27 protein-coding genes are annotated in these 25,540 nt (G+C 41.9%); 20 read left to right on the forward strand and 7 right to left on the reverse strand.

The window, feature by feature from the left end; translation table 11 throughout:
• Positions 1–9: 9 nt before the first annotated feature.
• From AC0VXY_RS07690 to pepF, 9 genes are all read left to right on the forward strand, one after another.
• Positions 10–1,080: an ABC transporter ATP-binding protein gene (locus AC0VXY_RS07690; protein ID WP_435991878.1), complete on the forward strand. Its 1,071-nt coding sequence runs from the start codon at positions 10–12 to the stop codon at positions 1,078–1,080.
• Positions 1,080–2,015: an ABC transporter ATP-binding protein gene (locus AC0VXY_RS07695; protein WP_435991876.1), complete on the forward strand. Its 936-nt coding sequence runs from the start codon at positions 1,080–1,082 to the stop codon at positions 2,013–2,015. Before AC0VXY_RS07690 ends, AC0VXY_RS07695 begins: the two co-directional genes overlap by 1 nt.
• A 262-nt stretch (positions 2,016–2,277) precedes the next feature.
• Positions 2,278–3,429, forward strand: a complete 1,152-nt coding sequence (locus tag AC0VXY_RS07700) for a putative glycoside hydrolase (protein ID WP_475527837.1) — start codon at positions 2,278–2,280, stop codon at positions 3,427–3,429.
• A gap of 297 nt (positions 3,430–3,726) precedes the next feature.
• Positions 3,727–4,299 carry a GNAT family N-acetyltransferase gene (locus AC0VXY_RS07705; protein ID WP_475527459.1) on the forward strand — a complete coding sequence of 191 codons (573 nt, stop codon included), beginning with the start codon at positions 3,727–3,729 and terminating at the stop codon, positions 4,297–4,299.
• Positions 4,300–4,596: 297 nt separating this feature from the next.
• A complete protein-coding gene (gene spxA / locus AC0VXY_RS07710) occupies positions 4,597–4,992 on the forward strand; it encodes a transcriptional regulator SpxA (RefSeq protein ID WP_032089161.1) in 396 nt (131 codons plus the stop codon).
• A 334-nt stretch (positions 4,993–5,326) separates the two neighbouring features.
• Complete coding sequence (gene mecA / locus AC0VXY_RS07715; RefSeq protein ID WP_435991872.1) at positions 5,327–5,998, forward strand: adaptor protein MecA; 672 nt, start codon at positions 5,327–5,329, stop codon at positions 5,996–5,998.
• A 103-nt stretch (positions 5,999–6,101) separates the two neighbouring features.
• Positions 6,102–7,607, forward strand: a complete 1,506-nt coding sequence (cls, locus tag AC0VXY_RS07720) for a cardiolipin synthase (protein WP_435991870.1) — start codon at positions 6,102–6,104, stop codon at positions 7,605–7,607.
• Positions 7,608–7,697: 90 nt separating this feature from the next.
• On the forward strand, positions 7,698–8,879 hold the full coding sequence (locus AC0VXY_RS07725; protein WP_475527460.1) for a competence protein CoiA: 1,182 nt from the start codon (positions 7,698–7,700) through the stop codon (positions 8,877–8,879).
• Positions 8,880–8,967: 88 nt separating this feature from the next.
• Positions 8,968–10,791, forward strand: coding sequence for an oligoendopeptidase F (gene pepF / locus AC0VXY_RS07730; protein ID WP_475527461.1), 1,824 nt, complete (start codon positions 8,968–8,970; stop codon positions 10,789–10,791).
• Positions 10,792–10,889: 98 nt separating this feature from the next.
• On the opposite strand, the gene AC0VXY_RS07735 is transcribed toward pepF, so the two are convergent.
• The 5 genes from AC0VXY_RS07735 to AC0VXY_RS07755 all read right to left on the reverse strand — a co-directional run bounded on the left by AC0VXY_RS07735 (position 10,890) and on the right by AC0VXY_RS07755 (position 14,474).
• Positions 10,890–11,078, reverse strand: coding sequence for a hypothetical protein (locus tag AC0VXY_RS07735; protein WP_435991864.1), 189 nt, complete (start codon positions 11,076–11,078; stop codon positions 10,890–10,892).
• A 280-nt stretch (positions 11,079–11,358) separates the two neighbouring features.
• Entirely contained in the window at positions 11,359–12,156 is a 798-nt protein-coding gene (locus AC0VXY_RS07740; protein ID WP_475527462.1) for a ClpXP adapter SpxH family protein, read from the reverse strand.
• Between the two features lie 61 nt (positions 12,157–12,217).
• A complete protein-coding gene (locus AC0VXY_RS07745) occupies positions 12,218–12,619 on the reverse strand; it encodes a globin domain-containing protein (RefSeq protein WP_475527463.1) in 402 nt (133 codons plus the stop codon).
• A 578-nt stretch (positions 12,620–13,197) separates the two neighbouring features.
• Positions 13,198–13,839, reverse strand: coding sequence for a lytic transglycosylase domain-containing protein (locus AC0VXY_RS07750; protein ID WP_475527464.1), 642 nt, complete (start codon positions 13,837–13,839; stop codon positions 13,198–13,200).
• Between the two features lie 47 nt (positions 13,840–13,886).
• Positions 13,887–14,474, reverse strand: a complete 588-nt coding sequence (locus AC0VXY_RS07755; RefSeq protein ID WP_475527465.1) for a CYTH domain-containing protein — start codon at positions 14,472–14,474, stop codon at positions 13,887–13,889.
• Between the two features lie 128 nt (positions 14,475–14,602).
• On the opposite strand from AC0VXY_RS07755, the gene AC0VXY_RS07760 reads away from it, so the two are divergent.
• From AC0VXY_RS07760 to AC0VXY_RS07775, 4 genes are read left to right on the forward strand one after another with little or no spacing between them, the layout of a single operon-like run.
• Complete coding sequence (locus tag AC0VXY_RS07760) at positions 14,603–14,977, forward strand: UPF0738 family protein (protein WP_475527466.1); 375 nt, start codon at positions 14,603–14,605, stop codon at positions 14,975–14,977.
• Between the two features lie 19 nt (positions 14,978–14,996).
• On the forward strand, positions 14,997–15,647 hold the full coding sequence (yjbM, locus tag AC0VXY_RS07765) for a GTP diphosphokinase (protein ID WP_435991850.1): 651 nt from the start codon (positions 14,997–14,999) through the stop codon (positions 15,645–15,647).
• Between the two features lie 18 nt (positions 15,648–15,665).
• Entirely contained in the window at positions 15,666–16,463 is a 798-nt protein-coding gene (locus AC0VXY_RS07770) for an NAD kinase (protein ID WP_435991848.1), read from the forward strand.
• Between the two features lie 14 nt (positions 16,464–16,477).
• On the forward strand, positions 16,478–17,368 hold the full coding sequence (locus AC0VXY_RS07775) for an RluA family pseudouridine synthase (protein ID WP_475527467.1): 891 nt from the start codon (positions 16,478–16,480) through the stop codon (positions 17,366–17,368).
• A 60-nt stretch (positions 17,369–17,428) separates the two neighbouring features.
• On the opposite strand, the gene prpE is transcribed toward AC0VXY_RS07775, so the two are convergent.
• The gene (gene prpE, locus AC0VXY_RS07780; RefSeq protein WP_475527838.1) at positions 17,429–18,166 is read right to left on the reverse strand and encodes a bis(5'-nucleosyl)-tetraphosphatase PrpE; all 738 of its coding nucleotides are present in this window, start codon (positions 18,164–18,166) and stop codon (positions 17,429–17,431) included.
• A 278-nt stretch (positions 18,167–18,444) separates the two neighbouring features.
• On the opposite strand from prpE, the gene mgtE reads away from it, so the two are divergent.
• The 5 genes from mgtE (at position 18,445) to AC0VXY_RS07805 (ending at position 23,776) form a co-directional block, all read left to right on the forward strand.
• Positions 18,445–19,788: a magnesium transporter gene (mgtE, locus tag AC0VXY_RS07785; protein ID WP_435994564.1), complete on the forward strand. Its 1,344-nt coding sequence runs from the start codon at positions 18,445–18,447 to the stop codon at positions 19,786–19,788.
• Positions 19,789–19,809: 21 nt separating this feature from the next.
• Entirely contained in the window at positions 19,810–21,672 is a 1,863-nt protein-coding gene (locus tag AC0VXY_RS07790) for a monovalent cation:proton antiporter family protein (protein ID WP_475527468.1), read from the forward strand.
• 111 nt (positions 21,673–21,783) lie between these two features.
• Positions 21,784–22,269 carry a DinB family protein gene (locus AC0VXY_RS07795; RefSeq protein WP_435991842.1) on the forward strand — a complete coding sequence of 162 codons (486 nt, stop codon included), beginning with the start codon at positions 21,784–21,786 and terminating at the stop codon, positions 22,267–22,269.
• A gap of 80 nt (positions 22,270–22,349) precedes the next feature.
• Positions 22,350–23,126 (forward strand): enoyl-ACP reductase FabI, encoded by a 777-nt coding sequence (gene fabI, locus AC0VXY_RS07800; RefSeq protein ID WP_475527469.1) that lies wholly within the window; start codon positions 22,350–22,352, stop codon positions 23,124–23,126.
• 122 nt (positions 23,127–23,248) lie between these two features.
• The gene (locus tag AC0VXY_RS07805) at positions 23,249–23,776 is read left to right on the forward strand and encodes a CotO family spore coat protein (protein ID WP_475527470.1); all 528 of its coding nucleotides are present in this window, start codon (positions 23,249–23,251) and stop codon (positions 23,774–23,776) included.
• A 51-nt stretch (positions 23,777–23,827) separates the two neighbouring features.
• Here AC0VXY_RS07805 and AC0VXY_RS07810 read toward each other — a convergent pair whose 3' ends face one another.
• A complete protein-coding gene (locus AC0VXY_RS07810) occupies positions 23,828–24,316 on the reverse strand; it encodes a CotY/CotZ family spore coat protein (RefSeq protein ID WP_475527471.1) in 489 nt (162 codons plus the stop codon).
• A 134-nt stretch (positions 24,317–24,450) separates the two neighbouring features.
• Between AC0VXY_RS07810 and AC0VXY_RS07815 the strand changes: the two genes are divergently transcribed.
• Positions 24,451–24,807, forward strand: coding sequence for a DUF1360 domain-containing protein (locus AC0VXY_RS07815; RefSeq protein ID WP_435991836.1), 357 nt, complete (start codon positions 24,451–24,453; stop codon positions 24,805–24,807).
• Positions 24,808–25,070: 263 nt separating this feature from the next.
• Positions 25,071–25,538, forward strand: coding sequence for a sporulation protein (locus tag AC0VXY_RS07820; RefSeq protein WP_475527472.1), 468 nt, complete (start codon positions 25,071–25,073; stop codon positions 25,536–25,538).
• Positions 25,539–25,540: the final 2 nt, after the last annotated feature.

A 25,540-nucleotide genomic window follows, 5' to 3' on the forward strand; every position in this document is an offset into this window, starting at 1 on the left:
GATAATATAATGTCGAAAATTTTAGAAGTGAAAGATCTACACGTCTCCTTCAATACGCATGGAGGAGAAGTACAGGCTGTCCGGGGTGTAGATTTCCATTTAGATAAAGGTGAAACATTAGCGATTGTAGGGGAGTCGGGTTCAGGTAAGTCCGTAACGACGAAAGCCCTTATGAGATTGATTCCAAACCCGCCGGGATTCATTAAAGGCGGGGAGATCCACTTTGAAGGGAAAGATTTAGCGAAGCTTCCCGAAAAAGATATGCAAAAAATCCGTGGTAAAGATATCTCGATGATCTTCCAGGATCCGATGACTTCTTTAAATCCAACGATGACAATCGGGAAACAGATTATGGAACCACTTGTAAAGCATCAAAACATGAATAAAAATGACGCAAAGAAACGCGCGATTGAATTATTGAAGCTGGTTGGTCTTCCTAGCCCTGAAACCCGCTTTAAGCAATATCCGCATCAGTTTTCAGGTGGACAGCGTCAGCGTGTCGTCATCGCCATCGCTCTTGCATGTAATCCTAAAATCCTTATTGCCGATGAACCGACAACAGCATTGGACGTTACGATTCAGGCACAGATCCTTGAGCTGATGAAGGACCTTCAAAATAAAATTGAAACATCCATCATTTTCATCACCCATGATCTTGGAGTGGTGGCGAACGTTGCGGATCGTGTAGCGGTCATGTATGGTGGTCAGATTGTAGAAACGGGAACGGTCGATGAGATTTTCTACGACCCTCGTCACCCGTATACATGGGGATTAATCGGTTCGATGCCGACAACCGACACGGAAGGTGAACAGGAGCTTGTAGCGATTCCTGGTACTCCGCCTGATTTACTGAATCCTCCAAAAGGGGATGCATTCGCTCTCCGAAGTGAATATGCATTGAAAGTGGATTTTGAACAGGAACCGCCATATTATCAAGTATCAGACACTCACTACGTGAAATCATGGTTATTACATCCAAGCGCTCCCCAAGTAGAGCCGCCAGAAGCAGTGAAAGTTAGGCAGAGACTAATGCCTTCAAATTATAGAGAGCCGGTACTTGTTGAGGGGGTTCGTTCATAATGGCAGAAAAGTTACTTGAAATTAAAAATTTAAAGCAGTACTTTAATCCGGGAAAACCGAATATGGTTAAAGCGGTAGATGATATCAGCTTTGATATTTACAAAGGGGAAACCCTTGGACTTGTTGGAGAATCCGGTTGTGGAAAATCAACGACAGGCCGTACGATCATCCGTCTTTATGATGCAACAGACGGGCAGGTTCTTTTTAACGGTGAGGATGTTCACGGGAAGAAGTCACGCTCTCAATTAAAGAAATTCAATCGTAAAATGCAAATGATCTTCCAGGATCCTTATGCGAGTCTAAATCCCCGTATGAAGGTAGCGGATATCATTGCTGAAGGCATTGACATTCATGGATTAGCTACTTCTAAGGAAGAACGCCTGAAGAAAGTTCATGAGCTCCTTGAAACAGTGGGACTTAACAAGGAACATGCCGGACGTTATCCTCATGAGTTCTCAGGGGGACAACGTCAGCGTATCGGGATCGCCCGTGCGCTTGCTGTAGATCCTGATTTCATCATTGCCGATGAGCCGATTTCAGCCCTTGACGTTTCGATTCAGGCGCAGGTTGTCAATCTGATGCAGGAGCTTCAAAAGGAAAAAGGATTAACTTATCTTTTCATCGCCCATGACCTTTCCATGGTGAAGTATATCAGTGACCGGATTGGTGTTATGTATTATGGGAAGCTTGTAGAGTTGACAACAAGTGACGCCCTGTACAAAAATCCGCTTCATCCTTATACTCAATCGCTTCTATCAGCGATTCCGTTACCGGATCCAGAGTATGAGCGCACCCGCAGGAGAAAAGAGTACAATCCTTCTGTTCATAACTATACAGAGGATGACAATCTTGAAATGCGTGAAGTGGTCCCGGGACATTTCGTTTACTGTTCCGAGAAAGAATTTGCACAATATCAAGCATCATACAAAAGCTAAGAGGATAACAAAAGCTCCCTTCAATGAGGGGAGCTTTTTCCGTTGATAAAGTCTAATTCTTAAGATGATTCATACTATATATTGAAGAATATTCATTTCCTTGGAAATTTCGACAGACTAGGTGGAATAACCCTTTTCTTTCAAGTAATTTCCTTGTTAGAATAGGATAAGGAGTTACATAATTTACTAGATAGCATACTTAATAGAGGAGAGGTTCATTTTGAAATGGAGTAAGGTAGCGACATCTTTATGTGTAGTCACAATGTGCATCTTGCCCTTCCAGTCAGCAAGTGCAGCTGAAGATGGTCCGGTAAAACATGAGAAGAGAGCTTTTTCAATGAGTAAAAAAGAGATTACAAGCCCAATGCCACGATTTGTCTATGATTCCGGACTAAACTTCGATTATCCGGATGCGGTAAGAGGGGTATATGTCACGGCACATTCAGCTGGCGGAGCCCGTTTTGATACTCTTACGAAATTAATGGATAATACAGATTTGAATGCCATGGTCATTGATATTAAAGATGACGTAGGGAATGTAACATATGAACCGGAAGAGTCTTCCCCGTATGCTAAAGTGGGTCAGCCATATATCAAAGATCCCAAAGCGATGTTAAAGACTTTAGAAGAAAAGAAAATCTATCCGATTGCACGTGTCGTGGTTTTTAAGGATACGGTGCTCGCGAATCAGCGGCCTGACTTATCATTTAAAGACGGAGATAAGGTATGGTCAAATGGAGGAGGGGACTCCTTCGTCAACCCATTCCTCAAAGAAGTATGGGATTATAATGTAGGCATCGCCATTGAAGCAGCAAAAATGGGCTTCCAGGAAATCCAGTTCGATTACGTCCGATTCCCTGAAGGATTCGAGAAGCGTGATGATGAACTCACTTATAATGGAGGGGAGTATGCGAAGGAAGACAGTGATAATGTACAGAAACGTGTACATGCCGTTACTGATTTTGTGGAATATGCTCATAAAAAGCTGGAACCATATGGAGTGAAAGTATCCGTTGATATTTTCGGGTATACGGCAACTCTTCCGGAGGCACCTGGTATCGGCCAGAATTTCTCGAAGATATCTGAGAATGTGGATGTCATTTCATCCATGATTTATCCAAGTCATTGGACACCTTATTTCGGAATTGCAAAACCGGATCTACAGCCGTACGAACTGGTAACGGAATACTCCAAGGTAGAAAAAGCGAAAATAGCTGACCTGAAAAATAAGCCGATCTCAAGGCCATGGCTTCAGGATTTCACCGCCTCCTGGCTTGGCAGCGGAAACTATAAACCTTATGGAAAAGCAGAAGTAGAGGCGCAGATCAAAGCGTTGAATGATCAAGGAATCAATGAATTCCTTCTGTGGGATGCAGGTAATTCCTATACTGAAGGTGTTGACTACACTCCTTAATAGAAGAGACTGACCTCAGAACCATGCAGGTCAGTCTTTTTTCTCGTTTAAGGAGAATCCGGGACCGAAGCATTGCTTTCCATTTGAAAAAGAGTTCAAATATTGTTATCATTAAAGTATTGGTAAGATTAACCGCTTTCAACCACATTACCCTCTTCATAGGCGTACAGCCTGTGATTCCGTACGATTATCCCACGGATAAGACTAACATCTAACATAAACCTATTTTTTTCTGAGAATGATAATGGTATCACGTTAGTCAATGTCTCTTAAAAATTCAATCAAAGGAGTAGATCCATGCACTGGTATGAAAAATTAAATCAATATTTCCCTGTAGAGGAAATGAAATCAAAAGAACATCTTGAATCTCTGTTAAAAGAAAGAAGCGACATCTATCACAAAGATGAAGGGCCCCACCATGTACTCATGTACGTCGAACTTGAAGACTTTATCTTTATCGATTATCTCTTTGTCTCAAAGGATGCCCGTGGACAAGGTCTGGGCCATAAATTACTCGATCAGTTAAAAGAAAAGAAGAAAGCGATCATTTTGGAAGTCGAACCGGTGAACTACGATGACACTGACACAGAGAAACGGTTGAAATTCTACAAGCGTGAAGGCTTCGAACACGCCGTCAGCATTGGATATGCCCGCCGTTCACTCGCCACAAACGAAATAAATGAAATGGAAATCCTATATTGGGCTCCCCGACATGAATCTGAAGATCTTATCTTCGAATCCATGAAAAAAACATACGAGCTCATTCATACCTACAAGGACCATAAATTTTATGGTGCATCTTATCAACCCGTCGAAGAAGTTCTTAAGAAAGATGAAGAACGTGATGGGGATGTATTAAAAGATCTTTAAACCAAGAAAAACCTTATTGCCTATTCGCAATAAGGTTTTCTAAATGAAAAAATGGAAATGTTCAATATCATGTTTAGGATCATGTTGTACCGGGTAAACCCTTAATAGAAACAGAATATTTAGCTATGTTAAACCTCTGTATAGGAAATTTGACAAATTAGTTAAAACTATGTTCATGGGACTGTAATTCATGTATAATACATAATAGAGATTTCTTATTTAAACTAATTTTAATTAACGGCGTTTAAATAAAATACTCTATATTATAAAAATTCCTTAAGGGAGTGTGAATGATTCGTGGTTACATTATTCACTTCACCTAGTTGTACATCTTGTCGTAAGGCAAAAGCTTGGTTAGAAGAGCATGAGATTCCATATACCGAACGTAACGTATTTTCTGAGCCATTAAGCATTGATGAAATCAAAGAAATCCTTCGTATGACTGAGGATGGAACAGATGAAATCATTTCAACCCGTTCTAAAACATTTCAAAAGCTTAATGTAGACCTAGAAACTTTACCACTTCAAGAGCTGTTCGAATTGATTCAAAAAAACCCCGGACTTTTAAGACGTCCGATCATCCTGGATGAAAAGCGTCTTCAGGTCGGATACAATGAAGATGAGATCAGACGTTTCCTTCCAAGAAAGGTTCGGACATTCCAACTTCTCGAAGCTCAAAGAATGGTAAACTAAAGTATCCTTTTCTAAGTATGGGAATATATAAGTAAAAGGGGCTGACCCTTTAAGGAACGTTGCGTCTCCTTTCGGGTCAGTCTCTTTATATTAGAATAAGTTTTATCACTTGAATTTTCTGCAAATATCCGCTAAAATGTCAAAAACACCTAGAGGAATTTGTGAGAAAAAATGGGTGTTAGTTTAATTCCATTTACTGAGGTTTTATCATAAAATAGAAGTACAAGGTACAAACTAACCTAAATGTATCTTCTATCTTCACCAGCAATGGAGCGAAAGAGCTCAGAGGGTGTAGTCCCTTCACTAACATCATGCAAGAAGGGAGAGGTGTTAATTGGAAATCGAGCGCATTAATGAAAATACAGTCAAATTCTATATTTCTTACGGGGATATAGAAGATCGCGGATTTGACCGTGAGGAGATCTGGTATAATCGCGAACGGAGTGAAGAGCTCTTCTGGGAAATGATGGATGAGGTTCATCAGGAAGAAGATTTCGGAATTGAAGGACCGCTTTGGATTCAAGTTCAGGCTTTAGACAAAGGGCTTGAAGTACTTGTAACAAGAGCTCAGGTCTCAAAGGATGGCCAGCGATTCGAGCTTCCCATTCCAGAGGATAAGCTCAAGGAACTTCCTGTCGATGAGCGTATAGAGGATCTTCTCGATCAGCATTTCCAAATCAAACAGGATCAGGATGGGGAAGCAGAAGTAGCATTGGACTTCACGTTGAAATTCAATGATTTCGAAGATGCGATCTCTCTATCCCAACGATTGAAAGACATGCCTATGGAGCATTTAGAAACAAAGCTGCTTGCATTCGAAGATAGATATTTTATTTATGTTAAATTTTCTGAAGAACACTTTTCTGAAGAAGATATCGACAATACGTTGAGTATACTGCTTGAATATGCTGATGAGTCACGAATGACCGTTCATCGCCTTGAAGAGTATGGCAAAGTGGTCATCCATGACCATGTCTTTGAGACGTTAAGTGAACACTTTTCGTAAGGATTAATACCGGTTTCATATAGAAATCGGTATTTTTTATATCCACTCTCTGTATAAGGGTTTTAATTTTTGAAACATTAAGCCGGTGGAAGGTGTCATATATATGAAGAATACAGTAAGAGTCCTTTTGTTTATTGCTGTCCTGGCATTAAGTTATATTTTTTATTTTGATCAATATCTTTCGGGCATGGTGAAGTATTTTAGTATTGTCTTTACATTCTCGGTCATTGTCATTGGGTTTCTCATTTTCTTTGAAAATCGTCATCCAGCCCAAACCCTGACATGGCTCGTCGTATTAGGAGCATTCCCGTTTTTGGGCTTCATTTTTTACTTATTATTTGGCCGTAACTACAGAAAAGAGAAGATGTATAAGGAGAAGTACATATTGGATCAGGAAACGTATAATAAATTTGAACCTGGTCCTAAAGAAATAAACGCTGATATGTTTGGTTTATTTCAAGAGAAGCATTTTCAGCTTGCGCAAAGAATCGGGAACAGCGCCATATCTTTTTCAAGTGAAACAAAACTCCTTACTAATGGAAATGAAACATTTGGTGAAATTCTAAAGTGGTTAAAGACGGCAAAGCATCATATTCATATGGAGTATTATATTGTACGTCATGATGAAATTGGAAATCAGATTAAGGACATCCTAATTGAGCGTGCTAATAATGGAGTCAAAATACGCTTCCTTTACGATGCCGTCGGGGCCTGGCAATTATCAAAGGACTACATAAATGATCTAAAAGGTGCAGGTGTTGAAGTGGTTGCGTTCGGCCCTGTCAAGATCCCTGTGCTGAACAACAAATTCAACTTTCGGAATCACCGTAAAATCATTGTAATCGACGGGAGTATCGGATTTGTGGGAGGACTTAATATTGGTGATGAATATTTAGGAAAGAATCCTCACTTCGGTTTCTGGAGGGACACTCACCTGTTTGTAAGGGGAGAAGCGGTTCGGACCTTACAGCTGATCTTCCTGCAGGATTGGTATTATATGACGAACGATGACTTCTTAACACCTGGATATTTAAGTCCTGATCCTCTTGAAAATGCGAACGACGGTGGAGTACAGATGATTGCGGGGGGACCTGACAATGAATTGAGCGTATTAAAGAATATATTCTTCTCGATGATCACGTCGGCGAAAAAGAGTGTGTGGGTAGCTTCTCCATATTTCGTTCCGGATGAAGATATTTTCTCAGCTCTTAAGATTGCCGCTTTAAGTGGTGTGGATGTGAGACTACTGGTTCCCCATAAACCGGATAAACGGATTGTATTCCATGCCTCCCGCTCTTATTTTCCTGATCTTCTGGAAGCCGGGGCCCGCATATTCGAGTATCAAAAAGGGTTCATGCATAGTAAAATCGTGATTGTAGATGAAGAAATGGCATCAATCGGAACATCAAATATGGATATGAGAAGTTTTCACTTGAATTTTGAAGTGAATGCATTTCTGTATAAAACAGAAAGCACTTCCTCCATTGTAAAAGAATATTTACATGACCTGGAGGAATCGGAAGAATTGCAGCTGGAAGAATTTCAGAAGCGACATATGGGATACAGGATCTTGGAATCCACTTCCCGACTGATGTCTCCATTGTTATAGAGTGAAGCCTTCAAGTGTTTTTTGCTTGAGGGCTTTGTTTATGCAGGATTTTCATGATTTATGTCGAATGATAACAGAAGGAGGTGTTCTATGTTAACAGCATTATTAAACCAGCAAGTATTTACTACAATCCATCATTCAAGGGAGGAATTGAGAGGGTTAAGAAGGAAAGATGTCTCATTTGTCTGTCCCCATTGTTCTTCTATACTGACCATGAGAATCGGTAGCCGCAACATACCCCATTTTGCCCATAGGTCCCGCGCTGATTGCGAGTTGATGAGGGGTGAGACTCCTCAACATCTCTTAAGTAAGCAGCTTTTATATGACAGGATCAGCTCCCTCTATAATCAAGTGAGTCTCGAACATTATATTAGAGAGCTTAAGCAAGTCGCAGATATTTATGTGAAAACAGATACAGCAGAGATTGCCATCGAGATTCAGTGTTCAACCATACCGATTTCAGATATAGTGCAACGCACTCGAGGTTATCATCGACGGAGGATTACCCCCTTCTGGATCCTGACCCAGCCCCTTAAGTCCAAAAAGCTCCTGAATCTAACGTCCTTCCAACAAGCTTTTATCCGATACTCTCCATCATTGGATTATTTTCTCCTTCAGTTTCTCCCGGATAGAAGCATCTTTCAACTATACACCCATCTCCTTCCGGTATCAGGTACGGCATTTATGAGTGGAGCGCCCATCACCATCCCCGTTTCTGAGTTCACACTTCCTCCTTCCATTCCGAATGAACCGGTTCATCCTCCCTACTCTTTATCTAAATGGAACGATTTTAGAACCAAGTGGATATACAATAAAATTCATTATAAGAAGGCGAGAACAGATGTATTCTTAAGGGAAGTGTACGAGGAAGGGGATACGTTTTTGTATTTGCCCCTGTATATCGGCCTTCCTGTCATTCCCCATGGCATTCATATCAGAAATCACGAAGTAGAGTGGCAATATTATGTATGGAAAGATTGTTTGAAAAAAGACCGTCTTTTCTCAGTGGAGAGTGTGTGCAAAGCGTTAAATGGGAGACTCATCAAAGGACATATCGAGCTCCGTTCCTTTCCTCTCCTAAAAAGCGAAGAAGTGATAAAGATTATCGCAAGCGGGTATTTAAGATTACTTGAAGAGGTGCAGGTTCTCAGAAAAATAAATGATGCTTTTCAACTCACTGAACCCTGGAGCTGCCCGGATCATTTTTCAGCCTTCGAACAGCATAGGCATGATTTTTTTCCTAAAAGGAAGCATATATTAAAAAAGCTGTAACAAAGATTGTATTGTTGCAGGAAATTGGTAGATGAGAGAGAATGTAACTATAAGGAATTTTCTGTAGATTTCAGAATGGAGGATGTATATGTCAAAAGATACAGCTATTAAAAGTCTGCCTGGAAGAAAAGAGGTAGATGAAACGTTAACGTGGAGATTGGAAGATATTTTCAAAAGTGATGAAGCATGGGAGAAAGAATATAAAGAAATCAAAGGAATGTCAAAGGGAGCAGACGAATTTAAGGGAACACTGGGTGATAGTGCAGATCAGCTTTATAAAGCATTTGCCTTCCAGGATGAAATAATGGAACGTATGGGGAAGGTGTATACATATTCTCATATGCGCTATGACCAGGATACGACCAATTCCTATTATCAGGGTCTCGATGACCGTGCCAAAAGTCTTTATACCCAGTTAGGAAGCAAGTTTGCTTATTTGGTGCCGGAAGTTCTATCGATTGACGAAGAGAAGCTGAATGGTTTCCTTGAGGAGAAGGATGAACTGAAGAAGTATAAGCACGCTTTAGAGGAAATCAACCTTCAGCGTCCACATGTTCTCTCCGCTGAAGAAGAAGCGCTGCTGGCCCAGGCATCTGAAGTGTTCAGTGCTGCAAGTAATACATTCGGCATGCTGAATAACGCGGACCTTGAGTTTCCGAGCATCAAAGATGAAAATGGGGAAGAAGTGGACATTACACATGGTCGTTTTATCCGATTCCTGGAGAGCAGTGATCGCCGTGTCCGGAAAGATGCCTTTAAAAAGGTGTATGAAACGTACGGGAAATTTGAAAACACATTCGCCTCTACATTAAGCGGAGCGGTGAAGAAAGACAATTTCATCGCCAACGTCAGACATTACGATTCGGCGAGACATGCGGCATTATCGAATAACAATATTCCGGAAGAAGTGTATGATAACCTTGTTGATACAGTGAATAAAAACCTTCATCTTCTTCAGCGTTATGTGAAGCTTCGGAAGAAAGTGCTGGGTCTGGATGAGGTTCATATGTATGATCTCTATACTCCACTCGTGAAGGAAGTCAAAATGGATATAAGCTATGACGAAGCACAGAACATGATCCTCGATGGATTAAAGCCACTCGGTGAGGAGTATGCCAATGTGCTGAAAATGGGCTTTGAAAATCGCTGGGTGGACGTAGTCGAAAATAAAGGTAAGAGAAGTGGTGCCTACTCATCAGGGGCATATGGCACCAATCCTTATATCCTTATGAATTGGCAGGATAATGTAAATAATCTGTTCACCCTTGCCCATGAATTCGGTCACAGTGTCCATAGTTACTATACCCGCAGCTCCCAACCATACACGTACGGTCATTATTCCATCTTTGTGGCAGAAGTCGCTTCCACTTGCAATGAAGCATTACTAAATGATTACCTGTTGAATACGATCGATGATGAGAAGAAAAGGTTGTATCTGTTGAATCATTATCTTGAAGGATTCAGAGGGACTGTTTTCCGTCAGACGATGTTTGCTGAATTCGAGCATCTTATCCATAAGAAAGCCCAGGAAGGAGAGGCCTTGACTTCAGAGTTCTTAACTAAACAGTATTATGAACTGAATAAGAAATATTTCGGGGAAGAAATTTCGATTGATGAAGAGATTGGACTGGAATGGGCCCGTATTCCACATTTCTATTACAATTATTATGTATACCAATATGCAACAGGCTTCTCGGCAGCAACGGCCCTTAGTCAACAGATCCTGGAAGAAGGGGAGCCTGCAGTGGAACGCTACATCGATTTCCTTAAAGCTGGAAGCTCCGATTACCCGATTGAAGTGTTGAAAAAAGCAGGAGTGGATGTGACAACATCCAAACCGGTGGAAGATGCTTGTAAAGTCTTTGAAGAAAAGCTGAATGAAATGGAAGAACTGCTTGAGAAGTTGCAATAATAAAGAACACTACGGAACCAAACACCCCTCCTGAAGGGTTACCTTTAGGAGGGGTGTTTTTAATTTGGCATATTTGATCATATAGGTCCGACCCTCATTTATTTCATCGATTTGAAGCCCTTGAAGCGGTTACGGTTTCCGAGGGAGTGGAAGAAGAGGAGGAGTGAGAGAAAGAGGATGGGTGATGTGATATAAACAGGTACCAGGTGCATAAGGCCAAGGATATTTATGAAGAAGCTGATTACGATCAGTAAAAGGAGGATTCCATATTTCATTTTTGCGAGCATAGTCATTCCCTCCGTAAGTTGTCTTATAACCATGTATATGAAGGGGAAATGGAGAACATGTTTCGATTTTGACAATATTGTGAAATACCATACAAACAACTTGCCAATACAAGTGGATACATGATATATTATCAGTGTGAAGTTGATCACAAGCAAACATATACCCCTTTGTTTGACCGTGAAAAATTTCTCCCATCCCCTTTGTTCGTATTGAAAAACCGATGTTGGAAACAACATCGGCTTTTCTTGTTTATAGGGATGTTTAATTATTTTAAAATAATTATTGACTGATATATTTCCAAAAGGTTCCGTGCTTTGCAGGGAGCTTTTTTACTTTTTGCTGAAGTGTCCATTTCTTCATTTGTCTCTCTACCTCTTCTACCGATAGATCGTACACAACCGCTATTTCCTTCGATGCGACAACCCGATAATACTTCATGAATACATCCAGTGGAGGCAACGGTTGCTTTTCTGGCTTTGTTGCAAGCATTTCTTCAATGATGTGTACGTATACCTCATAGGAATACAATCCTGTAATCTTTAATCCCTCATCTTCAATATTCTCATTGAAGAAGACAAGCGTCGGAATTTCCTCAACTTCCATTTCAGACGTGATCTTGACATCACATTGAAATGCTTTGGAAGCGGAAGAAGAGTTGATATCGTTCATGAATTCAGTTAGATCAAGCTTGGCTGCCTGTGCGCACTCCTTCAGTACCTCGATATTGGAGATGTCTTGCTTTTGAAGGAATAACCGCTCTTGTAAAAAACGTAAAAAGCGGATCCCCGAGTGCTTTCCTTGAAGTTCTGCCGCTTTAATGGCGAATGAAGCGAGATAGGGTGAATCAATCGGATTCTCAATCCACAGGCTCCCGTCACAGGACATGCCGGAGCGACTCGCTGTTTTATCCCATTGCTGTGCCAGATCTTCCTGCTTCCTTTTCGTCGCAAGGTTTAAGGAGGCGAGCTGTCCGCTTAAAATATAGCGGATCCGGAAGTATTGTCCATACTCAATGTGCAATTTCTTTAGGATTGGTTCAAGCGCCCAGCATTCCGGGCAAAGAGGGTCAACAAACATATATATTTCCAGAGGTTTCTTGTCACGCCCACACCCTTTAAGGTGATGCCAGCTATTTGTTCTAGTCAATGGAAGAACCCTTGGGTGTTTCAGTATTTACCATATGATGGGCGGTTAATACGAGTCTGTGAAAAAAGTCATCCCTTACAGGACCCTCTAGGTTGACCTCATCCATTGCTTCATGCATACAACTTAACCAAGCCTTAGCCCGTGACTCTGTGATGGGAAAGGGGAGGTGCCTTGCACGCAGCATGGGGTGTCCGTGTTCTTCTGTATAAAGAGCCGGTCCACCTAAATATTGAGTTAGGAATTGTTTCTGTTTACGAGCTGTCTCGGTTAAATCACCCGGAAAAATCGGTGCTAACTCGGGATGATTTGATACTCTATTATAAAAGGCTTCAACGAGCATGGAGAGTTTCTTTTCGCCGATAAGATTATAAGGCATTTGTGGTTTCTCGACCATAAGAATGACTCCTTTTTCCTTAGATTGTATGTTTATTCTAGCAAGCATTCTTTCATATCTCAAACAAATCGCCTTACATCAACTGATTATTCCTAAATTAGTGTAGCCTGTTATTTTCACTCTATCCCCAAATTCCATGAAATAGTGGGAATTATGGCTGAAGAGTCAATAAGGGTCGATTGGACCATCTGTGTGATCTACACCGTTTCCCTCACCATCTTAAAGAGATACCGTGACAGAGCTTACTAGTAAAAACATTAATAAATATGGATCTTATTATCACACGGTTCAAAAAGATGTTTTATCGATGTGTATGCTGGTTGATTTGCCCCTCATTCCCATAAAGTTGATTGGAGCGGAAGGTGCTCGACTCCTGCGGGAAACGCTGGACAGGTGAGACCCCGCAGGCGAAGCCGAGGAGGCTCACCGCCAGCCCCGCGGAAAGCGAGCACCTGCAGCGGAAATCAACCACCACTTGCTACTTTAGCAATAATGAATACTGATAATACTAACAAAAGAGACTATAAAAAAGCTGGCCACGAAATGAGCGGCCAGCTTTATGAATGATGAGGGGATCGTTAGGCGAAATAGCGATCCGTTACTTTTTTGACATAGGACGTGGTTTCTTTGAACGGTGGGATACCGTTGTATTTATCCACATTTCCGGGACCTGCATTATAGGCTGCCAGTGCAAGGTGGATGTCCCCATTGTACTTATCGAGCATTTGCTTTAGATATTTTGTACCGGCAAATACATTCTCTTCGGCATCGAATATGTTGTTGACCCCAAGCCCCCGTGCGGTGCTCGGCATGAGCTGCATCAATCCTGTGGCGCCTGCAGGGCTGACGGCATCCGGGTTGAAATTGGACTCTTGTTTAATGACGGCTTGAATCAATTTTTTGGGCATGCCGAAGTGATCGGCTGCACGGGTGATGATTTCATCGATTTCATGAGGGGCATTACTGTTCGCCTTGTTTAGAGCAGAAAGGGGGTGGGTGTTTATAGGAGCCGACATGGCGGATCGGGACAGAAGGGCTCCATTCACGGCTCCAAGTGTTTGATTCAAATCTATATTTTGTTGGCTTGGTTGCAGGGCTTGAGTTAATAATTGTTGAAACAAATCATTCGATTGACCGGCTGTACCCTGGATAGAAGATACTGACCCCAGATTGTTCAAGGCTTGAAGCTGCATCATCGTTTTCAACTGTTGAACATTCATATGTTTGACTCCCCTTTAATAAAACGCTTATTCCTATTCTATATCGGTCATGATCGGTCCTGCTTTAATTTTTCCAAGTAAAAACGTTTGATTTTATTATCTGTCTGACGAATTGGAATCTGATGCTGTTCGAGTAATTCTAAGAATATCGCTTCACCTGATGTACGTTCTTTCACTTCATATTCGAGCTCATAATCTTCTTTTTGAAGGTAAGAGCTTTGGTCAAAGACAAGCAGTCCGTCCCTATAAGGAATTTCCGCCCTGCTGGTTGAGAGTGTTCCGAAGTGTTGCAGGGATTCATAAGAGATGGAAAGGGAATTCAGCACATCTCTGACTTCTCCTTCTGGAAATATACCTTTTTTTAAAAGTGAGTCTGATTGATTTTTAGATAAGGGTTGATTCGTCTCCAGGAGATCTTCTTTTAACGGGGTCTTTAATGTTAACGTATGCGTCCCATTTTTCTCGCGGATCCGAAGAGCAGACTGCTTCTCCTTTAACTCATAATCCGGTGTATCGAAATAATGATTATCCTGAGAAATGAAATCTTCCTCATTTATATGAAAATGTGAGATCAAGCGGGTGAATTCATCTTCTGTTAAGAGATTCTTAAATTCAATTTCAATTTCCTGTGCCATCACAAGCATCCTTTCCTTGCATACTGCCTCTATTATCTCTTTAATAAAAGGGAACTTCAATATTTAGATGAAATGGTTTTCTTATGTTAAAATGATACTGATTGTTTAATGGAAGGATGAAGAAAAGCATGAGGAAAATTATTCAATTTAACCACACAACATATGAAAAAGGAACATTATACTTACATACGGACCAGTCTGAGCTCCTAAAAGGTACAACGGCGGCAGGTCAGATCATTGCAGACTCCGATCGCTATGCTTTCGTATACTTAGCTGAAAATGAAGAGGAATATGTATACTTATATTTGGAAGAGTCAATCTGGCCGGAATTAAAAAATGCTCTTAAGGAAAAAGTGGCTGTCGTGGCTAAAAGTGAAAAGTATTCACTGGAATTAGTTCAATTCATAGAAGAACTTGATTATCTTATAGATAATATAGAAGGAAACGGGAACTACGGTGACGAAATGGTTAAAAAGGTAGAGAACGTATTTCTTGAAAAGTAGGCGTTTAGAGGTGAGGGGAATGAATCACTGGGAACAATTTTTGGCTCCCTACAAACAGGCGATTGATGAATTAAAGATTAAGCTTAAGGGGATGAGGGGAGAATATGAACTTCATAACACTCATTCCCCCATTGAATTCGTGACTGGCAGAGTTAAACCGATCGCGAGTATCCTTGATAAAGCCAATCAAAAAGGAATCAAGCTATCCAATATTGGAACAGAATTGCAGGACATCGCAGGATTAAGAATGATGTGTCAATTTGTAGAGGATATTCATGTGGTGGTGGAAAAGCTCCGCGTGCGCAAGGATTTTACAATTATTGAAGAAAGAGACTATGTGACCCATAAGAAACAAAGCGGATACCGTTCTTATCATGTCGTCATCGACTATCCGGTACAAACGATTCACGGTGAAAAGAACATCCTGGTGGAAATCCAAATCCGTACGCTTTCGATGAATTTCTGGGCGACGATCGAACATTCGTTGAATTATAAGTACAGTGGACAAATTCCTGAACAGATCCGTCATCGCCTGCAAAGTGCTGCCGAAGCGGCCTTCAGGCTGGATGAAGAAATGAGTTTGATCCGTGAAGAAATCCAGGAAGCCCAGGTCATTTTCACAAACAAAAAGGAAAAAGACCAGCGTGGCTCTGAACCTAAACAACAGTGACTTGAAGGGGGTAAATGAATGAAGTTCGCTATTACATCAAAAGGTGATTCAAAGTCCAATACACTGATGCATAAAATGAGAACGTATCTCCAGGATTTCAACCTGATCTATGATGATGATCAACCCGATATCGTCATTTCAGTCGGCGGGGACGGCACCCTTCTATATGCTTTTCACCGCTATAGATCGAGGCTTGATAAGACTGCATTCGTCGGTGTACATACGGGTCACCTCGGCTTTTATGCAGACTGGGTGCCTGAAGAAATTGAGAAACTTGTCATTGCCATCGCCAAGACACCATATCAGATCATTGAATATCCACTATTGGAAACGATTATCCGTTATCAGCATGGTGGAAAAGAAACCCGTTATCTTGCCTTGAATGAATCAACGGTCAAAAGTGTCGAAGGGACCCTGGTGATGGATGTGGAAATCCGGGGGCAGCATTTTGAACGGTTCAGGGGCGACGGATTATGCCTGTCCACTCCTTCAGGCAGTACTGCCTATAATAAGGCACTGGGAGGGGCGATCATTCATCCGTCCTTACCCGCCATCCAGTTCGCTGAAATGGCTTCCATCAATAATCGGGTATTCCGTACCATCGGATCCCCGCTCATATTACCTGCACATCATACATGCATGCTGAAGCCTGTGAATGGACCGGATTTCCTGGTGACGATTGATCACCTATCCCTCCTTCATAAAGATGTGAAAAGCATTCAATATCGTGTCGCAAATGAGAAAATTCGCTTCGCACGCTTCCGTCCTTTCCCGTTCTGGAAACGGGTGCATGATTCATTTGTAGCGGATGAATGAAGGGGAATGGTAAAGTGAAGGGATATTCGCTAAAGTGGTCCATCCCGTCTGGCTATGAAGGGAAGCTGATGAGAGAGTTTCTAATCGATCAGCATTTGTCAAAGCGTACATTGACGGCAGTCAAGTTTGACGGAGGAAGGATCACCATCAATGGAAAAGAAGAAAATGTCCGGTATCTTCTTACTACAGGAGATCATCTTGAGGTGAGATTTCCTGAAGAAAGAACAAGTGAAACATTGGTGGCAGAAAAAATCCCTCTCTCAATCGTTTACGAAGATGGTGATGTGCTCGTTGTGGACAAACCGTGGGGGATGAAAACGATCCCCACGAAAGAAGAGCCGACAGGAAGTCTTGCGAATGCCATATTGGGATATTTCAATCAACTGGACCTCGCTTCAACGGTACACATCGTTACCCGATTGGATAAAAACACATCGGGCCTGGTACTGGTGGCAAAACACCGCCACGTTCATCATCTCTTCAGCCTTCAGCAGAAGGGGAGGGAAATCAACCGGACATATGAAGCTTTTGCAGAAGGGGTTATGAATGGATCCGGTTCGATAGAAAAGCCGATCGGAAGGAAATCCGACAGCATCATTGAAAGAGAAGTGCGGTCAGATGGACAATATGCCCTGACCCATTACAGGGTGGAAGATCAGTTTCCTGAATTTGCCCACCTGGTGTTGAAACTGGAAACAGGCAGAACCCATCAGATCCGCGTTCATCTTTCCTTCTTAGGCCATCCTCTTGCAGGAGATGATTTATATGGAGGAAGTGTAAAACTGATAGGCAGACAGGCCCTTCATTGTACAAGACTGCACTTTTTCCATCCGATTATGAAAGAATGGATGAACTTGGAGTGCCCCTTGCCCGATGATATGAAGATGCTTCTAGATAGGCAGTAAGAGATCCCTTTCAGTTAGACTGAAGGGATCTCTTTTTATTCTTTTCGCCCACAAGAAAACTCATTCAACTTCACGAAACTTCTCCGCCACGAAAGGCATGCTTGATGCTACACTCACAACTTCCAGTTCAGGGTATCTAAATGCAGATAGCATTCCGCCAAACACAGCCCCCGTATCGATGTTGGCCGTTTTATTGATGAGGCGTGCTTCTTTCACTGGGGTGTGGCCGTATACGATCCATGCTTCGCCTTGATAGTCACGTGCCCACTCTTTTCTGACAGGCGTGCCGTCATCGTTCTTTTCTCCAGTTATGTCTCCGTAAAGGACGAAGGTTTTGACCCGGTTCGATTGTTTTCCGATCAGTTCTTTTTTGATGCCTGCATGGGCAATGATTAGCTTTCCTTTATCCAGTACATGGTATAGAGGGGATTGTTCATATAATTCGATGAACATATCCCGATAGCGATTTCTTTCCTTTTGCGGGAGGGCACCCAGTTCTGCCACGGTTGTTTCGAGGCCGTGAAGGATTTTTACGTTGTTTCCTAAGAAATAACGGTAAAGCTTGTTGCAATGGTTCCCGGGGACATAATAAACAGTATCTTTTTGAAAGAGGGCGTATACTGTTGCAATGGTCTCCAGGGAGTGATGTCCCCGATCAGTCAGGTCTCCCACAAAACCAAGTTTCCTTCCACCAGTGTGAACAGGTAGGCCGCTGCCCCATTCATACCCAAGCTTCCTCGTCAACTTTCTAAATTCAGTAAAACAGCCATGAACATCACCGATAATATCAATTTTCATCATAATCCGACTCCCTTACCTGCCTTTTTCCTTTTCTTTTCCCGTATTTTATGACATATTAATGATTCAGCAATCCCTGCATTCATTATTCGTCAGGCATTAGTATGACATATTAAAGCAAAGGAATACATAGATGGTTATGATTTCATAAGAGACAATTGTGTTGAGATTTGCTAGTATTATTACGACTATATTCAATGAAGTTATGAAGGAGGGTGTATTGGATGTCTGAGGTAACTCAAGAACAGGAGAATGACAGAGATAAGCAGGAAAAGGAAATGTATGATGAAGACCTTCTCATCAGAGCCCTTCAGGAAGAAGATCTGGATTTATTTCGTTCAGAATTTGTTCAATTACACTCTTATGATCAAGCAAAATTTTTCTCTAAAATAGATGAAGACCTACGAAGCCGGTTGTATCATTATCTTTCACCGGAAGAAATGGCGGATCTTTTTGAAAGTCTGGATATAGATGAAGAAGATTATCAGGATATCTTAGCGGAAATGAATCCTACATACGCAGCAGAAATGCTTTCTAATATGTATGCCGATGACGCAGTGGATGTATTGAATGAACTGGATAAAGATCAGGTTGTCAGTTATTTGACGATCATGAATGATGAATCGGCTAAAGAGATTAAAGAGTTACTGCATTATGAAGAATACACAGCTGGTAGTATCATGACCACCGAGTTCGTGGCCATTTCAAAGAATCAGACGGTCAGGTCTGCCATGTATATATTGAAAAATGAAGCACCGAATGCGGAAACGATTTACTATATCTATGTGGTGGATGATGATAAAAAGCTTGTAGGGGTTATTTCCCTTAGAGATTTGATCATCAGCCATGATGATGTGATGATCGGTGAAATTATGAGTGGCCGGGTCATGTCTGTCGGAGTCAGCGAAGACCAGGAAGCTGTCGCACGGCAGATGAAGGATTACGACTTCCTTGCCTTGCCCGTTGTTGATTTTCAACATCATCTGCTTGGAATCATTACGGTAGATGACATCATGGACGTCATGGAAGAAGAGGCGTCCGATGACTACTCTAAACTTGCCGGTATCGCCGATTTGGATTCCATAGACAGAAGCCCTATAAATGCGGCCAAGAAGCGTCTCCCTTGGCTCATCGCCTTACTATTCCTCGGAATGTTCACCGCAAGCCTCATCGGCAGGTTTGAAGATACATTGGATAAAGTGGCCATCCTTGCCGTGTTCATCCCATTGATTGCCGGAATGGCAGGGAATACTGGAACTCAGGCACTCGCCGTTGCCGTAAGGGGGATCGCGACAGGGGATCTGGAAAAGGAAAATAAGATGTCCCTGGTCTTCCGTGAAGCGGGAACAGGACTGATTACCGGGACGACTTGCGGGATTGTGGTCAGCATCATTGTATACGTGTGGAAAGGCGAATTTTTTTTAGGGATCCTTGTCGGCGTCTCCGTATTGATTTCACTATTCGTTGCTACTCTCGCAGGTACATTAGTGCCCCTCATGATGCACAAGCTTAAAGTGGATCCGGCCGTCGCTTCCGGTCCTTTTATCACGACGATCAATGATATCATCAGTACTTTAATATATCTTGGCTTAGCGACAATGTTTATGAATTACCTAATATAGAAAGAAGAGGGGGAAATATGAATGGAACAACATGCATCTGTTGCATCCCTTGTGATCGTGATCATGGTAGCTTTTTTAACTCCCATTTTGCTGCATCGATTCAAGTTGAATTTCATCCCTGTCGTCATTGCGGAGATTATCATGGGATTGGTTATAGGAAAGAGCGGGTTTAATCTCGTCCAGCAGGACATGTGGCTTGAGACACTTTCTACCCTTGGGTTCATCTTCCTCATGTTCTTAAGTGGTGTTGAAATTGATTTCACGGCTTTTTCAGGCGGGAAAAAGAAAAAAGAGCTTTTGCCGAGTGGTAAAGAAGAACCAAACCGCTTGAAATTGGCGATTATCATTTTTATCGGTATTTTCTTTGTATCATTGGGACTGTCTTATCTGTTTGTCATGTTTGGACTCATTGACAATGCGTTCTTGATGACATTGATCATCTCCACGATATCCCTTGGTGTCGTGGTTCCTACACTGAAAGAGGCACATATCACGAAAAGTGCCATCGGACAGATCATTCTGCTGGTAGCGGTCATCGCAGACCTGGTGACCATGATCTTACTGGCTGTGTTCGTTTCTCTTTATGGAGAAGGACACGGGAATATGTGGCTTCTTCTGATCCTCTTTGGTGTTGGTCTGCTATTATACTTCCTCGCCAAGAGGCTGAAAAATAACCCTTTCATCAGAAGTCTATCGACCGGGACCGTCCAAATCGGAACACGTGCGGTCTTCACCTTGATCATATTACTGGTGGCCGTGTCAGAGACGGTGGGTGCCGAGAACATTCTGGGAGCTTTCCTTGCCGGTGTACTCGTATCTTTACTTGCACCGAATCAGGAGATGGTTCATAAGCTTGATTCATTTGGATATGGATTTTTAATCCCGATTTTTTTCGTGATGGTCGGTGTAGAGCTGGACCTTGGGTCACTACTGAGTGACAAGAAAATGCTTTTACTCATTCCATTACTGGTTCTCGCTTTCCTCATTTCGAAGATCATCCCGGTATATTTATTGAGATACTGGTATGATACGAAGACGACGATCGCTTCAGCATTTCTCCTAACGTCAACTTTGTCGTTGGTGATTGCTGCTGCAAAAATCGCAGAAAGAATTGAAATTATCACCCCTCAAATGAGTGGCACGCTCATTCTGGTGGCCGTGATTACATGTATCATCACACCTATCATCTTTAAGAAGCTTTTCCCTCGGGAAAGTGCAAAAGAGAAGAAGCTGAAAATTACGTTCCTGGGTGCCAATCAGTTAACCATGCCCGTTTCAAGGGAGCTTCAATCCTCCTTGTACGAACCCGTCCTGTATCATACGAAACAGGATAAATCAGATCGGAGCATCGCTGATTCACTGTTCGATATCCATGAAATCGATGATTATGATCTCGATACACTTGAAGAGAAGGAAATCTTTGAATCGGATATCCTTGTGATTTCAACTGGGGATGAAGAGGTGAATGCAACACTGGCAGTGACGGCAAAAGAGTATGGAGTAGGTCGCGTTATCGTAAGGGTGGAGAGCCCTGATCTGCATGAAAGCCTTCGTGAACAAGATATTGAAGTATATTCTGTATTCCTATCAACGAAAGCTTTATTAAGGGCGCTCATTGAATCACCTTCCGTCATGAACATCCTGACCAATCAGGAAACATCCCTGTATGAAATCCGCATGTTGAACAGTCAGTTTGAAGGAATGACACTCCGGAAATTCCCATTCACGGGAGATGTTATCTTCGTCCGGATCTTCAGAGGGAAGGACTCCATCGTTCCCCATGGGGATACAGAACTTCACATGAATGACCGCCTGATAGTCACTGGTACAAAAGAATACGTCGATGAACTCAAACGAGAGCTCGAATTCTGTGAATACTGCTAACATGAAACCTGCTTCCCAAGAAACATTTTTCTTGGGAAGTTTTCACTTTATAAAGGAGTATCATGACCTCATCCCTAATAGATAATGTAAGGTAAGAAGGAGGAAAAGAATATGTGGGAAACCAAGATTGTGGAGATTCGAAAAAAGGTAAAGGAAAGTATAGAGGGTTTGCCTTATGAAAAACTGAATCAAAAACCTTCTCAAGAGGAATGGACCATTGCACAAATTGTTCTTCATCTGGCCGGAGCGGAAACGCGTTTTTTGACTTTGGCCAATGATTCTGCAAAAAGTGGAGGGGGTAGAAGCGAATCCGATGTAGATCTATCTGTATTTGATGATCCATCACAAAAACTGATAGCACCCATCGAGCCTTCCAGTGATCCTCAGAAAATGGACGATTTGATGAAAGCATTGGACGAGTCACGTTCTCTCACCACACACTTTCTGGAGAAATACACGAAAGAAGGCTTGAATCGTCAATCCATGAACCATCACCGATTTGGAGACATGCCGATATGGCAAGTACTTGAGCTTCTCGGGAAACATGAACAGAGGCATCTCGTGCAAATGGAAGATGTGAAAAAGAGAATAACATAGAAATTCTCTTTTCTTTTATAGTAGAGTGCGGTAGAATTAGTAGCAGGTACTAATAACATGTATTAATTAGGAGGATAATAATGACTCTTTCATTAAAAGGTAAAACATATGTGGTAATGGGGGTGGCGAATAAGCGCAGTATCGCGTGGGGTATCGCCCGTTCGCTGCATCAATCAGGTGCACGTTTAATTTTTACATATGCAGGGGAGCGTTTTGAAAAAGGTGTCAGGGATTTAGCCGGAACACTGGAAGGCGGGGAAGATTCACTCATACTTCCATGTGATGTGACGAATGATGAAGACATCGAAAAATGTTTTGCCACTATTAAAGAAGAAGTGGGAACCATTCATGGTCTGGCTCACTGTATTGCCTTTGCCAATAAAGAAGAGCTTGCCGGAGATTATATGAATACGACGAGAGACGGCTTCCTGCTTGCTCACAATATCAGCTCATATTCGCTGACTGCAGTGGCAAAAGTGGCTAAGGACCTTATGACTGAAGGTGGAAGCATCGTGAGCATGACGTACCTGGGCGGAGAACGAGTCATGCAGAACTATAATGTCATGGGAGTGGCAAAAGCTTCTCTTGAAGCGAGTGTGAAATATCTTGCGAGCGATCTTGGAAAACACGGTATCCGCGTGAACGCCATTTCTGCAGGTCCGATTCGTACCCTGTCAGCCAAAGGTGTCGGGGACTTCAATAGCATCCTGAAAGAAATCGAAGAGCGTGCTCCCCTTCGCCGCAATACGACACAGGAAGAGGTCGGAGATACGGCAGTATTCCTTTTCAGTGATTACTCAAGAGGAATTACTGGAGAGAACCTTCATGTAGATTCAGGCTATCACGTACTGGGATAATTTTAGAAAAAACGGCTGTGGGATAAGATTCCCTCAGCCGTTTTTTTATATTCCATAAACATGAAACCCCTGGGCGCTTTCTGCATACATATAAAAGTGGAGATCAATTAGGAGGTGTCTTAATGAGAAAAGAGAAAAAAGCGGGGAGAGAACCCTTGCTGTATATAAACCAGCCGAGATTAGAAGAAGTGAAGGGCAATATGCAAGTTACTTACCGCTCAGTCAAGAAAACCAACCAGGCTGAGAGTAGTAAAAGTAATAAGATACCAGACCTGGAAACACCATTGAGCCAAGGGGTGCAAGAAGATAAATATGTTGATGAGAAGTTATTCTTGGACCAGGAGGAGCACCTGGAAGAACCAAATGTCCAACCGGTCCCACAACTCCCTGAACGGAAGACGTCCGCTTCTGCGTTCAGGAAATTAAAGCCATTCCGAGAATTGTCCATAGAAGAGAAATTAGACTACATTTCTGAAAGTATTTCCGGCAAAGTACCCTTTCCGTGTGAGTTTGCTAATGGTCAGGTGGCTGTGAAAGGAGTCATTGTGGAGGAAACGGGGGATGATATCACTATCAAAAGCTTTCACGGCGAAGAAGTGAAAATGAGGAAGAATGAGATACAATCCATCAAGATGATCGGGCTGCAATAAAAAAGGAGCCAGGCGGGATACCCGACTGGCTTCTTTCATCTGAAATGTTGATTAGTCTTCGCATTCAAGGAATACGTGTACGTCTTTGATACATTGAATCGCACAGAAGCAATCAAGGTCAACTGTGATACATTCGCCGGTGAATACCCATTCAGTGTTAGTGCCCATAGTTTCCATATCAGACCCGGATCCGGATCTAGAACCAGAACCAGAACCATCAGCATAGTCAGGCTTTAACACTTGAAGAGTCGCACAGCAGTTATCGAATACTTCCTTTACACGGAAAAATGGTGATTTCCAAGGGCATCCCTTGATATGCGCTTTAAACGTATCACCGTTTTTAAGATACAACTTGAAGATGCGAGTATTCAAGCGGTTAGTAGGACTTACCATTGAACCAAGTGGCTCAAGGAAACAATCATTTTTACAATCGTTACACTCTTGATTTGCTTCGTCTTGAATATCTTTAATAGCACGGACGGCTTGACATACGCAACCACGATTTTTTGAACTATTGTCTTTATCTCTTCCGCAACCCATATAGAAGTTCCTCCTTAAAATGAATTTCATTTACATTACTAACATATTGTCATGTAGGCAATTAGGTAACGGACATCTGCCCTCTTTTGTAAATTTGGGCTTGTATAATTTGTGAATTGAAGGGAGTCTTTCCATTGCAACTTACGTTTATTGAACTGATCGCACTTGGCTTAGCCATCTTCCGGTTGACCCATCTCATTGTCTTCGATAAAATCACTGAGTTCTTAAGGGCTCCATTTTTCGATGAATATGTTGAAGTGGAAGAGAACGGGGAAGAGGCGATTTATCTCTCTCCTAAAAAAAGTGGTTTAAAAGGGTTTATCGGAGAGTTATTGTCTTGTTATTGGTGTACGGGAATATGGGTATCCGGTTTTCTATATGGAGGTTATTTCTTTTTACCCTTGTACTTCGTTCCACTCATCACGCTTTTAGCCGTTGCGGGAATCGCTGCCCTGCTGGAAGCTCGAGTACAAAGTTGGAAAACGGATTGAAGCTCTAGGTAATTAGTGGAAACAAGCTCAGGTTCCTTCACATATAATAAAAAGGGAAACAGGATAAAGGAGGAAATAAAAAGTGAAGAAAACCTCTGCAAATACACAGAAACAAGGAAACTCATCCACTAAGAAAAAAGGGTGCGGTTGCGGATCAAAAGTAAAAAAAAGCTAAGGCTGCTCAATTGGGCAGTCTTTTTTTTTCATAAAAAACGACTTTATGAAAAAAATAAAGGTGAGTACAAACAAAAGAGGGATCTGTCATGAATAAAAAAAGGATCATCATTCCACTTTCATTATGCGTATTGATTGGATGTGCGAATAAGGAAGATGGAAGCGATAGTAAAATTGCACTGATGAAGAAAACCAACCCGCCACCCATTGAACTAGTAGACAATCCAGAGACTGACAGTTACGGTCATACCATCAAAAGGGAAATTTCCAAAATGAAGGAGCTTTACGATGTCGCTGTCATCCAGGGAAAGAAAGAAACGCTCGTTGTTTACAAGGTGAAGCACTTGCACAGATTTAAAATGAAAAGTATCGAAAAGAAAATGGATCGCTATTTGGAAGATAAATATCCTGAGGAAGATTTTATATTGTCCAGTGACTATAAAATCTTCCTCGAAACCATCCGCTTAAAAGAAAGACTGAAAAAAGGGTCAATCTCAAAAAAGGATGCTGAAAACAGATTTCGTGATATCGTGAATTTGCAAAAAGAGAAAACGTAGGA

The sequence above is a fragment of the Rossellomorea sp. QJM3NY_18 genome, from assembly GCF_056173145.1.

Bases quoted from the DNA above. Each gene is read 5' to 3' on its own strand.
- AC0VXY_RS07690 (WP_435991878.1), top strand. From the start codon at position 10: ATGTCGAAAATTTTAGAAGTGAAAGATCTACACGTCTCCTTCAATACG.
- AC0VXY_RS07695 (WP_435991876.1), top strand. From the start codon at position 1,080: ATGGCAGAAAAGTTACTTGAAATTAAAAATTTAAAGCAGTACTTTAAT.
- AC0VXY_RS07700 (WP_475527837.1), top strand. From the start codon at position 2,278: ATGTGCATCTTGCCCTTCCAGTCAGCAAGTGCAGCTGAAGATGGTCCG.
- AC0VXY_RS07705 (WP_475527459.1), top strand. From the start codon at position 3,727: ATGCACTGGTATGAAAAATTAAATCAATATTTCCCTGTAGAGGAAATG.
- cls (WP_435991870.1), top strand. From the start codon at position 6,102: ATGAAGAATACAGTAAGAGTCCTTTTGTTTATTGCTGTCCTGGCATTA.
- AC0VXY_RS07725 (WP_475527460.1), top strand. From the start codon at position 7,698: ATGTTAACAGCATTATTAAACCAGCAAGTATTTACTACAATCCATCAT.
- pepF (WP_475527461.1), top strand. From the start codon at position 8,968: ATGTCAAAAGATACAGCTATTAAAAGTCTGCCTGGAAGAAAAGAGGTA.
- AC0VXY_RS07735 (WP_435991864.1), bottom strand. From the start codon at position 11,078: ATGCTCGCAAAAATGAAATATGGAATCCTCCTTTTACTGATCGTAATC.
- AC0VXY_RS07740 (WP_475527462.1), bottom strand. From the start codon at position 12,156: ATGTTTGTTGACCCTCTTTGCCCGGAATGCTGGGCGCTTGAACCAATC.
- AC0VXY_RS07745 (WP_475527463.1), bottom strand. From the start codon at position 12,619: ATGGTCGAGAAACCACAAATGCCTTATAATCTTATCGGCGAAAAGAAA.
- AC0VXY_RS07750 (WP_475527464.1), bottom strand. From the start codon at position 13,839: ATGAATGTTCAACAGTTGAAAACGATGATGCAGCTTCAAGCCTTGAAC.
- AC0VXY_RS07755 (WP_475527465.1), bottom strand. From the start codon at position 14,474: ATGGCACAGGAAATTGAAATTGAATTTAAGAATCTCTTAACAGAAGAT.
- AC0VXY_RS07760 (WP_475527466.1), top strand. From the start codon at position 14,603: ATGAGGAAAATTATTCAATTTAACCACACAACATATGAAAAAGGAACA.
- yjbM (WP_435991850.1), top strand. From the start codon at position 14,997: ATGAATCACTGGGAACAATTTTTGGCTCCCTACAAACAGGCGATTGAT.
- AC0VXY_RS07770 (WP_435991848.1), top strand. From the start codon at position 15,666: ATGAAGTTCGCTATTACATCAAAAGGTGATTCAAAGTCCAATACACTG.
- prpE (WP_475527838.1), bottom strand. From the start codon at position 18,166: ATGAAAATTGATATTATCGGTGATGTTCATGGCTGTTTTACTGAATTT.
- mgtE (WP_435994564.1), top strand. From the start codon at position 18,445: ATGTATGATGAAGACCTTCTCATCAGAGCCCTTCAGGAAGAAGATCTG.
- AC0VXY_RS07790 (WP_475527468.1), top strand. From the start codon at position 19,810: ATGGAACAACATGCATCTGTTGCATCCCTTGTGATCGTGATCATGGTA.
- AC0VXY_RS07795 (WP_435991842.1), top strand. From the start codon at position 21,784: ATGTGGGAAACCAAGATTGTGGAGATTCGAAAAAAGGTAAAGGAAAGT.
- fabI (WP_475527469.1), top strand. From the start codon at position 22,350: ATGACTCTTTCATTAAAAGGTAAAACATATGTGGTAATGGGGGTGGCG.
- AC0VXY_RS07805 (WP_475527470.1), top strand. From the start codon at position 23,249: ATGAGAAAAGAGAAAAAAGCGGGGAGAGAACCCTTGCTGTATATAAAC.
- AC0VXY_RS07810 (WP_475527471.1), bottom strand. From the start codon at position 24,316: ATGGGTTGCGGAAGAGATAAAGACAATAGTTCAAAAAATCGTGGTTGC.
- AC0VXY_RS07820 (WP_475527472.1), top strand. From the start codon at position 25,071: ATGAATAAAAAAAGGATCATCATTCCACTTTCATTATGCGTATTGATT.